The organism is Pseudoalteromonas sp. 78C3 (genome assembly GCF_002836695.1).
Classification (GTDB): domain Bacteria; phylum Pseudomonadota; class Gammaproteobacteria; order Enterobacterales; family Alteromonadaceae; genus Pseudoalteromonas; species Pseudoalteromonas arctica.
Genome location: NZ_PJAV01000126.1, coordinates 36,668 through 49,639, shown reverse-complemented (window position 1 = coordinate 49,639; position 12,972 = coordinate 36,668). Strand labels below are relative to the sequence as shown.

13 protein-coding genes are annotated in these 12,972 nt (G+C 38.0%); 8 read left to right on the top strand and 5 right to left on the bottom strand.

The genetic code is table 11. The features are described 5' to 3' along the window. The first annotated feature begins 83 nt into the window (after positions 1-83). Both CXF76_RS06380 and CXF76_RS06375 read left to right on the top strand, forming a co-directional pair. On the top strand, positions 84-1,061 hold the full coding sequence (locus tag CXF76_RS06380; protein WP_101163299.1) for a hypothetical protein: 978 nt from the start codon (positions 84-86) through the stop codon (positions 1,059-1,061). Continuing rightward, entirely contained in the window at positions 1,054-1,530 is a 477-nt protein-coding gene (locus CXF76_RS06375) for a Panacea domain-containing protein (protein ID WP_101163298.1), read from the top strand. The genes CXF76_RS06380 and CXF76_RS06375 overlap by 8 nt, the downstream gene beginning before the upstream one ends. Positions 1,531-1,809: 279 nt before the next feature. Here CXF76_RS06375 and CXF76_RS06370 read toward each other — a convergent pair whose 3' ends face one another. Both CXF76_RS06370 and CXF76_RS06365 read right to left on the bottom strand, forming a co-directional pair. Beyond that, a complete protein-coding gene (locus tag CXF76_RS06370) occupies positions 1,810-3,120 on the bottom strand; it encodes a tyrosine-type recombinase/integrase (protein ID WP_101163297.1) in 1,311 nt (436 codons plus the stop codon). Between the two features lie 531 nt (positions 3,121-3,651). Beyond that, on the bottom strand, positions 3,652-3,981 hold the full coding sequence (locus tag CXF76_RS06365; protein ID WP_024590599.1) for a 5-carboxymethyl-2-hydroxymuconate Delta-isomerase: 330 nt from the start codon (positions 3,979-3,981) through the stop codon (positions 3,652-3,654). Positions 3,982-4,188: 207 nt separating this feature from the next. Here CXF76_RS06365 and CXF76_RS06360 point away from each other — a divergent pair, with 207 nt between their 5' ends. From CXF76_RS06360 to CXF76_RS06335, 6 genes are all read left to right on the top strand, one after another. Next, positions 4,189-4,674, top strand: coding sequence for a CreA family protein (locus CXF76_RS06360; protein WP_024590600.1), 486 nt, complete (start codon positions 4,189-4,191; stop codon positions 4,672-4,674). 29 nt (positions 4,675-4,703) lie between these two features. Next, complete coding sequence (locus CXF76_RS06355) at positions 4,704-5,477, top strand: hypothetical protein (protein ID WP_101163296.1); 774 nt, start codon at positions 4,704-4,706, stop codon at positions 5,475-5,477. An 11-nt stretch (positions 5,478-5,488) separates the two neighbouring features. After that, the gene (locus CXF76_RS06350) at positions 5,489-6,127 is read left to right on the top strand and encodes a LysE family translocator (protein ID WP_024590602.1); all 639 of its coding nucleotides are present in this window, start codon (positions 5,489-5,491) and stop codon (positions 6,125-6,127) included. Between the two features lie 26 nt (positions 6,128-6,153). After that, positions 6,154-6,648, top strand: coding sequence for a gamma-glutamylcyclotransferase family protein (locus CXF76_RS06345; protein WP_101163295.1), 495 nt, complete (start codon positions 6,154-6,156; stop codon positions 6,646-6,648). A gap of 15 nt (positions 6,649-6,663) precedes the next feature. Beyond that, entirely contained in the window at positions 6,664-8,205 is a 1,542-nt protein-coding gene (locus CXF76_RS06340) for a serine hydrolase (RefSeq protein WP_101163294.1), read from the top strand. Positions 8,206-8,327: 122 nt separating this feature from the next. Next, entirely contained in the window at positions 8,328-9,245 is a 918-nt protein-coding gene (locus CXF76_RS06335; RefSeq protein ID WP_024590604.1) for a histone deacetylase family protein, read from the top strand. A 13-nt stretch (positions 9,246-9,258) separates the two neighbouring features. Here the strand turns inward: CXF76_RS06335 and CXF76_RS06330 are convergent, their stop codons facing one another. Genes CXF76_RS06330 through CXF76_RS06320 form a run of 3 tightly spaced genes read right to left on the bottom strand, consistent with a single transcriptional unit; the run spans position 9,259 to position 12,931 of the window. Further along, entirely contained in the window at positions 9,259-9,552 is a 294-nt protein-coding gene (locus CXF76_RS06330; protein ID WP_024590605.1) for a hypothetical protein, read from the bottom strand. A 6-nt stretch (positions 9,553-9,558) separates the two neighbouring features. Next, positions 9,559-10,368 carry a DUF2797 domain-containing protein gene (locus tag CXF76_RS06325; RefSeq protein ID WP_010553372.1) on the bottom strand — a complete coding sequence of 270 codons (810 nt, stop codon included), beginning with the start codon at positions 10,366-10,368 and terminating at the stop codon, positions 9,559-9,561. Between the two features lie 22 nt (positions 10,369-10,390). Further along, complete coding sequence (locus tag CXF76_RS06320) at positions 10,391-12,931, bottom strand: EAL domain-containing protein (protein WP_101163293.1); 2,541 nt, start codon at positions 12,929-12,931, stop codon at positions 10,391-10,393. Positions 12,932-12,972 lie beyond the last annotated feature (41 nt).

The following is a 12,972-nucleotide window of genomic DNA, read 5'->3' as shown; positions in this document are numbered from 1 at the left end:
TATTCAATTCTATTTTTAAAAATAAGCTGTCATGCTAATATCTATATAGGATTTTAAAACGTGAATTTTCAAGGAAGAACGAGGTGTTTAGTAAATTCGGTTTCAGTGGTAAATCAGACCTTTTCTTACGGCTAGGGGATGGGTTTGGTAAAGGGTTATTTATTCTTTTAGCTGCAATTGGCACTGTATTACTATCAGTAGGGAGTGCTTTTGCTGGGAGCTTTGAATTATCACAAGGCTGGTGTTCTGCAAATGGTTTTTTGGATTCAGCAAGTTTTATTCTTTTTAACCCTTATACGGGGTTGTTGTTTGGTACATTGTTTTTCCTAATTGGTGCAGTTGGTACATATCAAGATCAAAGTAAGCAAAATAAAAGAATGAATGAGCTCGAAGAGGAAAATTCAAAACACTCGGAGACTAAAAGCGGACTTAATACAGCCCAAGAAGAAGTACAAGAAACAAAGTCTAAATTAATTGAAAAGCATAATGAGCTCGTTACGACTTTCTTAAAAGGAGTGTTTAGACAGCTAGAATTAGATACGTATGCGAGAGTATCACTTTACTATGAGCATGATGAGGAGTTCTATATTTTAGCCCGATACTCAGCAAATCCTATGTACTCAAAAATTCATCGGCAAAAGTTTCCGTTAAATCAAGGTGTAATAAGCAAAGCATGGCAGCATAATTACCATGAGGAAATTAATTGCCCTTATGCCATTGAAGACTTTGAAGCATACAAACAGTACCTTAAAGATACTTATCAATATGAAGTTGATAAGATAAATGCACTAGCAATGAATAGTTGTAGGTATTACGCTAAAGCAATTGCTGATGCGGATGTTCATATAGGTGTTATAGTATTTGAAAGTACACAAACAAACTTTCTTGAAGGTAATCTCAAGGAGCTGGTTAATCAGTATTGCGATAATCACCAAGGACAAATTTCTAAGTTTGTTAGAGATAGTTTGAACTTTGATAAAGAGGTAACAATCAAACGATCTGGTATACAGCTATCAGTTGAATATGATTTATTAAAAGTGTTAGGGGGTAATCATGAATAAGTTACAAAATATTATCGCTTTTATTTGTGCAAATTACCCACATAAATCAGAGCTTACGAAGGCAAGAGTGACCAAGCTTGTATATTTGGCTGATTGGTTTTCAGCGCTTTTAGACAAAAAACAAATGACAGATATTAAGTGGGTATTTAATCATTATGGTCCTTATGTCGATGATGTTGTAGATGCTGCACATAGCGGGTTTGGTTTTAAGGTCGAGCACCAAAATACTATGTATGGGACATCAAAATATGTTTTGTCTTATAACGGCAGAGAAAATAGCATTAAGCTAGAAGAGAGGGATAAAGAAATTTTGAATGCAGTGATGGAAAAGACAAAAACTATGTATTTTAATCAATTTGTCGACTATGTGTATTCAACATATCCAGTTAAAACTAAAGAAAGATATTCAACTTTCAATTTAGTCAAATTAGCAGAAGATTATTCAAGGCAAGAAGCTCCAACCAAATAGGGGTAAAGGTAAAACTGCCAGATAAGATTTACTAAATGTTCCGATTTTAACATGTTTTTTAAAAGCTTAACCCAGCACAAAACTCGAAACCTTCAGAGTTTGTGCTGTGTTCTAGAGTAAACGTAAAGAAACGGTTTTATAGCTAAGTTATTAAATGAGCTATTTCATTTCACGTACAAGCTGAGAATAAATTATCTGGTACTCAAAGATAATTAATATCAAGTCTTGTTAAGAAACTTTTTAGATGCAAATAAAGATTAATCGATTTATCAAAAAGTCTTAATTCAGTAAAGCACTCATCAACTCAATCTTTTGTTCCTTAGTTAAGTTTGCTAATAAACTTTTCATTTCAGTCATTTTATTTTCTTGCTCAATCAAGCCTGCATATTTGGCAATTGTTTCGGTTACCTTTTCCGCTGGCTCTTTAAGTTCCTCAGCAGTTAAAATTAAATAGCCAGCAGTTACGTCGCTTTTATCTGTAATATGGTTTAGAAGGCGTTTTAGGAGGTATCCTGACACTCCACTACTCTCAGCCATTGATGTAAATGTTCGGCGTAAATCATGCGAAGTAATTTTTACTCTAGCAATTTTACATACATGTTTTAATGTTTTCTTCGGATCAGTTAGATAGCCCTTTTTGCTTTTCGTCCCAAACACATAGTCAGATACCTTATATTCTTTTCGTCGATTAAATATCTCAGCTAATCGATCTGTAATAGGAAACTCGACGTCTAAGCCATTTTTTGTATCCTTGAGGATGAATATCCTATCTTCAAGGTGTACCTGTGACCACTTGAGTTGCAGTAACTCAGATCTTCTCAAACCTGAAAAGGTCAAAAATTCTAGGTAGTCACAAAAACCGACACGGCTATTTTGACGATATTTAGCAGCTTCATTTCTGACTTCATATAATGCATCTATAAATGGTTTTAGTTGTGATCGGCGCAAACGTGTTGTTTTACGCTTTATATTATTCCAGTTTCGTTTTTCAGAAAGTACACTTACAGGGTTTTCTGGAAATAATGTTCGGCCTTCTGAAGACTTATATTCAGCTTTAGCAAAGTTAAATAAAGCACGCATTAGGCGCATGGTATAATTTGCTTGAGCAGGGCTTCTTGAGGTTATTTCTCGCTGGCGCTTTAAAATCATTGTTTGATTTATATCGGCTAGGCGCTTGTTATGCCAGTCTGATAGGTAGCAATTTATTTTTTGCTGATAACCACTTTCAGTTATAGGTTTAAGATCTCTAGTTTCGATGTATGAATCAAAGGCTTCTTTTAGGGTAATAGAAGCGGCTCTAAATTGGCGCTTAAGGTCATTCGGGTTTATACCCTCAGCAATATCTGCCATTACTTTTTTGGCCATTCGCCTTGCATCATCAAGTGTAATTGATGGGAAGTACCCAAGAGTGACATTAATAGGGATATCTCTCCCTGGGATCTTTTTATAAACTCTAAATGATTTCTTACCAGCTACGGTTACATCTAAAATTAGTCCTGCCAATAGGTTGTCGTAATAGCGAGTGCGTTTACTGTTTGATTTTATCTTTTCAAGCGATAATTCTGTGAAGCGAAATTTTGTGTCTAACATATGGTGCTACCTCTGTGCTACTTTGAACGTAAAATTTAACGTTTTGAAATACATAATGATTTATGCATCAGAGGTGGGTTTTTTTCAATAACCCTATGATATAGCTATGAAAATTAGTAAATAGTTATGTCAAAAAGTAACTCGTAGTAAGTCCTTGTTTTGCAACTCATAATCGTTAGGTCCCCAGTTCGAGTCTGGGAGGGGCCACCACTTTTACAAACTTTCCAAAAAAATACCTACTCAAATTATTTAATGCTACATGAATTTAATATCGTGTAATTTATTATTCTTTATTTACCCCTAATAATAAATATAATTTAAATAAAGTTAATCCATAGATTAAGCTAAGCTTTCTTAAATTTGAAAGAGTGCGAATGCACTATTAAATTCCAGCGTTAGATCGGACGCTATTCATGCTCTGTCTTGTAAATAATAATGAGCTGCATCTGATTTCAGAATACAAAAAAAGCCCCTATTGGGGCTTTTTACTTGCTAGTGTTTACTTCTATTGCTCAAAACTACAAGAGTTAACTAATTTTTACGGTATATCTCATGCTCAATATCGTAAATATTTACGCTTAGGCTGTCTGATGCTCTGCAGTATGTTTTTAAGCATGAAAGTAGCAGTTCGCTTAACATTTGTTTTTGCTCAATTGAGCGCCCAGCCAATATATGTACCGCGATATGTATAAACCCTGATTTTCCTGCGCCAAGTTGATATTGCTGATAAGCAATAGCGCGCGTTTTTATGGTTTCTAACTCAAATAAATCGCTTTCAAAGGCGGTATTGTGAATTTTTTCTACGAGAACTTGTGGTAATACAGGGAGGTCTTCTGAGTGTTCAATAATAATGTGCGGCATTTAGGCGTTTCCTATTATGAGTTACTGCATGAGCGAGAGTTAATTGTATCAAATACAACAGGGTTCGCTAAACCCTGAGCTATCTAAAATCTTTACTTTAAACTAATTTAGTCGTATTTATTTTTGATGTTAGTATAAAAACATACAGGTGAACCTTCGCTTAGTAACGTAGGTGCTAAGTTACTTATATATTAATTAAGGATAAGTATGAAATTACCACAAAAATTTAAACGTTTAGTTTTACTTGCAGGTGCTGTTGTTACATTAAGTGCTTGCTCTGATGATGTTGCGTCGGTAAGTCTTGGGTTATTTACAACTAAAGATGTTGTAGTTAATTCGCAGCAAGATCCAATCCTTGAAGGCGTTACTTGTCATATTAGTCATATAGAGGCTAATTTGGATTTTTCTGATCCCTCTGATATGTCTATAGCGTGTCGTCAAACGGGGCCTATTACAGCGCAGCAGCTACAAAAAATAGACCGCAGTAAATCAGGTGAAGTGATATTCAAATCATCTAAAAGTATATTATTTAAATCACTAAAAGTGCGCCGTATTTACGATGCTGAGAATCGTACTTTATTGTACTTATCGTACTCAACTAAAGAATCCAGTGGTAGCCACCACCATGCGCTATCAACAGTGCCGCTATACAATACTCAAGCGTGGGATTGGGCGCTTACACAGAAAGACTAAACTAGCACTAAAACTTATAAGAGCACCTTATGTTAGCTTTATTTAAATCGGCACCTTTATTGGAAGATCAAGAGCAGCAATGGCTTATTGATACATTTATTTGGGCTGTAGAAAATTTTGATGCTGAGTTTTTTACAAAGCAAACACAAATAATACTGCCAACGGCCACTTTTTTCCCTGATTCGGTATCGAGCATTGAGGAAATGGCGAGTAATGTTTTTACCCGCGTTACTAATTACGCGGGTATGAATGCATGGCCTATTCAATTAGTCGCACCTCAGCAGTTACAACCACAAGTTTTTCCGCACTTTGAATTTAGTGATGAAATACGTGGCGAAGGCAGCCACCTAATTGTGCCGCCAAGCCATAAGGTCAGTATCTCTTTTAACCCTAATCAGATTAATCAGCCACAAGATTTAGTGGCAAGTTATGCGGGTACTCTGGCCACCATACTTATCCATCACGTTGGGGTGCTACCGCCAGGCGGTAGGGAGTATTTACCACAAGCTGCCGATGCACTTGCTTGTTTTTTAGGATTTGGTGTGATGATGACCAACACGGTGTATCAGTTTAAAGGCGGTTGTGGCTCTTGTTATAATCCATACGCTAACCGTGAAGCTAAGTTAAGTGAAACACATACGGTATTTATGCATGCCCTGATTAGTTACTTTAAAAACGATAAAGTGTCTAAAAAACATTTAAAGCCGCATTTACGTGGTCAGTTCAAAAAAGCACAAAAAGAAATTAAAGCATTGGTAAATAACTCGGCTAACCCGCTGTTATTAGCTTATTCGCCAAACTAGCAAGGATCTGCGTGGAATACTTAGATGAATTTTTACTGATTGTTATTGCTCATTTTTTTGCAGTAGCAAGCCCAGGGCCTGACTTTGCCGTAGTACTTAAGCAAAGTGTGCAACAAGGAAGGCGCAATGCATTGTGGACAAGCGCCGGTGTTGGCGCTGCTATTTTACTGCACGTTGCCTATTGCGTTTTAGGTGTTGCGCTTATTTTAACGCAATCGCCTAGTTTATTTATGGCGCTTAAGTATCTTGCCGGTGCATATTTAGCTTATTTAGGCGTACAAGCACTCAGAGCTGCAAAACCTACAGCAAGTAATGAAGGCGAGGCTGCAAAAGATGTTGAAAACAAAACCGTTCAAGAGGAACCTGTTTGGCTTGCTTTTAGGCGCGGCTTTTTCACAAATGCATTAAACCCAAAAGCCACGTTATTTTTTATGTCGTTATTTACACTCGTGATTAGCCCAACAACACCGACTAGCGTACAGATCGGTTACGGTGTGTACATGGCACTGGCTACTTGGGCGTGGTTTTCAATGCTTTCAATAATACTTTCTAGAAATAATGTAAGGGGTTTTTTCCAACAACGCGGTTATTGGTTTGACCGTGGAATTGGCGTTATTTTAATTGCCCTTGCAGTACGTGTTGTTATTTAACTTATTTAAAAAGTACAGGAGATAAAATGCCGTTATATAATTTTTCGTTTGGCTCTAATATGTCATCTAATCGCTTGTTAGCGCGCTTACCAAATGTAAAGCGTGTAGGAACAGCGGTACTTAAAGGCTACGAGCTTACTTTTGATATGCTATTTAAAGATGGCTCAGGCAAGTGCAGTATTTGCCCAAGCGATAAAGAAGATGCGCTGGTTTACGGCGTTATTTATGAGCTTAATGAAGATGAAAAAGTTATTTTAGATGGTATTGAAGGGCCAGGGTACGATTGCGTAGACATAGCCCCAACGCTTTTAACGGGTGAGACTGTAACTGCACACTGTTATGTAGCTAATACCCACAACAGCGACGTACTCCCATACGATTGGTACATAAAACACGTTCATCGCGGATCACTTGAAGCGGGCGTACCAAAAGAATACAGTGATGCGATATTAAATCGCGCACAAAAAAGCGATACCAATCAAGAGCGCGCAGCAATTGAATTTGCAGTTCATCAAAAATAATAAAATAGGATTGATATGAAATTAACCAAACTTGCCGCAATTGCACTACTAGCTGGCACTACGTTTAGTAGCTGGGCACAAGTCGATACCAACAAAATTGACGACGTTATTAAAGCGTCAATGGCACGTTTTGATGTACCTGGTATGGCAGTCGCCATTGTTGAAAACGATAAAGTGATATTTGCTAAAGGCTTTGGTGTAACTAATCTCGATACCAACAAAAAAGTAAACAAAGACACCTTGTTTGGTATTGCTTCAAACACGAAAGCGTTTACAACAGCAGCGCTTGCCAAGTTGGTTGATGAGGGGAAGTTAAGCTGGGATGACCGCGTAATTGATCATTTACCAGAGTTTAGATTATACGACTCATACGTAACACGCGAAATGCGTATTCGTGATTTATTAAGTCACCGCAGTGGGCTAGGGCTTGGGCAGGGCGATTTAATGATTTGGCCAAGTACCGATAAGTCAGTTGATGAAATTTTAGCGGGATTACAGTATTTAAAACCAGCGAGCAGTTTTCGTAGTAAGTATGCTTATAACAACTTGATGTTTGTTACCGCTGGTGAGGTGGTTGCACGTGTGTCGGGTATCAGCTGGAACGATTACATCGAAAAAAATATATTACAACCGCTGCACATGGATAACTCACGCGCGGGATTTTCACGTATTCCAAAAAGTAATAAAAACTGGGCGACAGGTCATATTCCTATGGATGGCACGCTTCATCCATTTTTTGTGAATTACCTAGAAGATTTTAGAGGCGCAGGTGCCATTGCTTCGAGTGTAAGCGACATGAGCCAATGGCTTCGTACGCAATTAGCGGGCGGTAAAATGCCAAGTGGCGAGCAACTATTTAGCGAAAAGCAACAAGCGCAAATGTGGCATCCACATATTACGTCTATGGCGTCTAAAAGTGCGTTTGAATCGTATCATCAACAGTTTAGAGGTTATGGGTTAGGTTGGAGTATTGAAGACTACCACGGCTTTAAAAAGCTAGGTCATGGCGGTGGTATTTTAGGAATGGTATCGCAAGTTACTTTATTGCCTGAGAAAAAACTTGGTATTGTTATTTTATCTAATCAACAAGCTTTTGGTGCACTTTCGGCAGTAACTCACGAAGTACTTGAAGAAGCACTTGAGCTCGAAGATAAAGACTGGGTAGAGGATTTAGCTAAAAGTCATTTTGAAGGTAAACAACATGCGTACGTTAATGCAAAACCAGAAGCCCCCGCTGACTACCAACCACAATTACCAAACATTAATTACACCGGTACATTACATGATGATTGGTATGGCGATGTAATTATTGAGCAGCTTGATAGTAAATTGCATATTGATTTTACGCATACTAAGCGCTTAAAAGGCACACTTGAGCATTACACTGGTAATACATTTATAGTTAAGTGGGATGAAAAGCTGCTTGAAGCGGATGCGTTTATTCGTTTTGAAATGAGCTCACAAAATCGTGTAAACAGCGCTAAAATGCGTGCAGTATCAACACAAGTTACCGACTTTAGCTTTGATTTTAGAAACCTGCATTTAAAAGCAAAATAGCTAATAATATTGATATTCAAGGTATCGATATTTAAAGTATCAATATAAACCAAAGTCGCAAAGCCACCCGTCGGTGGCTTTGTTATATTAAGCATTCAATTTACTTTGGCTAGGAGCATTTTATGCGTACTGCAGTTATTTCACACCCTCATTGCCGTAAACATAAAATGATAGACGACCATCCTGAGTGCCCAGAGCGCTTAGATGCAATTACCGACAGATTATTAGCCAGCGGTGTAGATGTTGGCTTAACACACCTGCAAGCACCTAAGGCCGAGCGTGAGCATTATTTACTTGCTCACGATGAAGCTTTAGTTAAGCACGTAGAAACTACACTACCAACAGAAGGGCTCGCTAATTTAGATGGCGATACGTGGCTGTGCCCCGATTCGTTTAAAGCGATTGAGCGGGCAGTAGGTGCCGGATTGTTAGCTGTTGACGAAATACTTGCTGATAAACTCGATGCTGCTTTTTGTTCTGTGCGCCCGCCAGGGCATCATGCTAATAAAGATTCATCATCTGGGTTTTGTGTGTTTAATAACTTAGCTATTGCCGTTAAGTACGCACAAAGCAAAGGGATTAAGCGGATTGCGATTGCTGACTTTGATGTACACCATGGGAATGGCACACAAGACATTTTTATTGATGACGAAAACGTACTGCTTTGTTCGTTATTTCAGTATCCGTTTTATCCTAATACAGCGGTTAAAAATAATAGTCATATAGTTAATTCACCTCTGCCAATTGCTAGTAATGGCGACGACCTAAAAGAGGTGTTTACTGGGCAATGGTTACCAAAATTAAAAGCGTTTAAGCCTGAATTACTTTTTATAAGCGCAGGGTTTGATGCACACCTAGAAGATGATATGGCGAGCTTAAAGTTTGTAGAGGATGACTACATTTGGCTTACCGAGCAACTATGTGGTGTTGCTAAAGAGGGCGGCTGCAAAGGTGTTATTTCGTATTTAGAAGGTGGCTATGCGCTATCAGCTTTAGGTCGCAGTGCTGTAGCGCATATAAAAGTGCTTACTGAGGTTTAAATAAAGAGAGTGTTTATAGCCCTAATAAATTAAACGCCTGCGCTGTGCTTAGGGTTTTGATTTTACCAAGGCAGCATTGTCCTTCATTTAATAAGTAAGCTGTAACAAGCTGTGCTAGTTGCTCGCCATTCAATTCAGGGCAAGCAGTGCCTTGTAAATTAAGGTAGTCACCTTGCTTATTAAGTACTCGCACATCGCTTAGTTCACTTTGCATAACGCTGTGTAAGCACTCTTGTTGCTCTTGTTGGTTATGGGCTATCTCAAGCTCATTATAAATAACCAATAACTGTGGGTAGCTGTTTAACATAGCCCGTTAGCCTACGGTTACTTCATAAGACGTAAATTTACGAATATTAATAACGCCTTTTTCAAAAATTAAGTACTGGCCTTTAATACCTTGTAAAACACCACTTACAACAGGGTCTTTATCAAAGTTAAATGAGCTGATTTTTGTTGGGTATTCGGTTACTGGAAAGTTTAAATCAACCACATCTTCATCAAGTTGTTCTATTGCTGTTGCGCCAAATAATTCACTGAGCTCGTTTAGCTTTTCACTAATTTGTGGGATCAGCTCGGCTGCAGCTGCTTTTAAGTCAATTGCTTCGTTTTGACCTTTTAGCATATTGCGCCAATTCGTTTTATCGGCAATAAATTCAGCCAATGCAACTTCCACTAAACCTGATTGCAGGCGGGTTTGCACTTTAAAAATAGGTAATGCCTGAGTAGCGCCTTGATCAACCCAACGAGTCGGTATTTGTGTGTGGCGGGTAATACCTACTTTTAAGCCAGAGGTGTTAGCGAGATATACATAGTGCGGAATCATGCAGTTTTCTTCGCCCCACTGTGGCTCTCGGCAAGTACCTTGATCGTAGTGGCAGGTTTCTGGTTTCATAATACACATATCGCAACTAGCGAGCTTGCGCATGCATACAAAACAGTGACCTTGAGAATAGCTTTTTTTGGTTTTTTTACCGCAGTTAGAACATAAAATAGTGCCACTAAAGGTAAGCGTAAGCTCCTTACCTATAAATGCATTTAAGTCTACTAGGTGTTCACCTACAGGTAAGTGATATTGTACTGGTTCGGTTAAGCTCGATTTTAATTTACGCAGTGTGCCTTGCATCTTTACTTGGCCCCTAAAGATGTTAAAAAGAGGAGTCTAACATTTTTAAGCTATATTGGCTTTTTAAGAAGTGTAAATAGTCGGTGTAAGGCAGTGCTTTTGCGTATAAATAACCTTGGGCGCAATCAGCATTCATATCTTTGAGCAAGTGATGGATTTCTTGGGTTTCTACCCCCTCAATTGTTATTGATAAATTGAGGTTATGCGCCATATCAATGGCTGTTTGTACAATAACCTGGTGAGTAGGGTTATTAGGTAAATCAAAAACAAATGACTTATCTATTTTAAGTTCACTAAAGTGATAATTGACTAAGTAGCTAAGTGACGCATAGCCTGTCCCAAAGTCATCCAGTACTACTTTAATACCTAATGCGGTTAGCTCATCAACTAACTTTATAAGTGCATCCTGGCTATCTACGAAGGCCGATTCGGTTAGTTCAAATTTAAGTAACTGTGCCAGCACTTGGTATTTAATTAAAATATTTTCTACTTTTTCGGCTAAGTTATTTATAGTTAAGTTTTTAGCGCTTAAATTTACGCTAATTGTGTGCTCGTTATAGCCATTTTTTGTAAGCTTGACTATGTCTTTACAGGCTTGCTCTATTACCCACAGTGTTAGCTCGTTAATAATGCCTGTGTGCTCAGCAAGTATTATTAGTTCTTCAATTGATAAGTTGCTGTAAGCTGGGTCGGGCCAACGTAATAAAGCTTCAGCACCACTTACGTGGTTACTTAATAAGTTTATTTGAGGTTGGTAATAAAGTGCCAGTTGATTTGTTTTGATGGCTTGTTGCAGCTTAGCGGCTAGAGCAACGTCCATCATTAGATTATTACCGTTTGACGATGACCCAACTTGATTAACGCTACCTTTTGCTTTTTTAAGCGCTAAATAACCACGCTTTAACCAATATTCAAAGTCGTTACTCTTACCTGCACTACTAATACCTATACTGTAACTAAGCTGCAGGTTTAGCCCTTTAATTTCATATTGTTTTGGTAGGCTGCTAATTATTTTAGTCAGTAGTGCTTCTAGCATTTCTTGGTTTTGTGTTTTAGTAGAAATACAGGCAAATACGCCACTGCTTAAATCGGCTAAGCGTGGGCTGGTGTTTAAATCTGTTTCGAGGTTTGTAAATTCGCGTTCATGGCTGAGTTCTAATTCAAGCTCTTTGGCTACATGCTTTATAAGTGTGTAGCCCTGAGAAGAGGTAATAATAGTATTGAGCGAATTAAAGTGACGTATTTTTATTAAACATAAAGTTGTTGAGCGGTTTTGGCTTTGTAGCGCCATAAATGCTTGTTTTAGCTTGGAGCTATTAAGTAACTTTGTTTGTTGTGTGTGCGTGGCATGGTAAAGCGCACGTTCGCGCTGATACCTTACTCGGTCAGCTAACGCCATTGCCATTAAAATAACTTCGCACAAAATAGCCATTAAAAAGGCATGGCGGGAGGTAAAGCTATAAGCCAAAAAGCCAGTGAGCTCCATAGGCTGTATTACCGCACCAAATATCAGCGGTATCCACGAAAGTACATAAAACTTAGCCCACCTAAAGCCGCTACGTAGCTTGTTATAAATTAAAATAATACAAACAACGTATAAAAGTGCCATTACACAAAAAAACAACGGGGCTGCAATGTACTCAGGAATAAATAGACTAGCTATAGCCATTACTGACATAAACAAAAGCAGTTTTACGCTCATTTTGTATCGCCAGCAATTGTCCTTGTGATAGCGTAAAAACATAGTACAAAAGGCGAGAGTGAAAAATGATATTGCGTAGTTAAAAAATATGACTTTTTCGTGAATATATAACTGCCATTGCACTGGCCATAAATAAAATCCAAAACCAAGCACTGCACCCAATAAGGTTAACGCACTAATGATATAGCCAATATAAATTAAATAAACACGGTCTTTTATGCCAAAATAAAGCACCAAGTTATAAAGCGCAGCCATCAATAGCACGCCTACAAAAATACCCCAGATCCCAGTTTGAGAGCGCACTAAGTCAATAAACTCTTTATCACGATATAAGTTTACAGGTGTTTTACTTATGCCGACTGTGTCTATTTTCATTACTAGGCGTTGTGATGATTTTCTTTCTACTAAAAAACGAATATGCGGTACGCTGTATTCAAACAAAGAGAGGGCTTCTTCTTTATCGCCGAGTTTGTATGTTTCAATTAGTTTGTTGTTTTTATCGAGGCGATAAATCGTAAGGTGATCGACCATAGGGTTGTCAAAATGTGCCACAACATTTTGCTTGTTAAGGCTTTTATTTTCTAAATCAAGAAACAACCAATAGTTTTGCTGGCTAAAACTCCATGGAACATCTGAAAATGGTTGATGAGTAAGTAACTCAGGTTGGTTAATAATGGTATCGAATGTTTTAGTTTTGGTTTCGTCAATATAGTAGGCGTAATCGAGGTACATTGGAGCCGTTTTATCAATTGTATATCGTGTAGGCACGACAAGGTTTGATGCCAATGTACTGATTATAAAAAATATAAATATCAGTATGGCAACAGCAATTGCATGGTAACGTAAAGTTCTTAGTTCCAACGTTAATTTACTTTTAAAAAACCTTTTAATTAGTGTAGCAC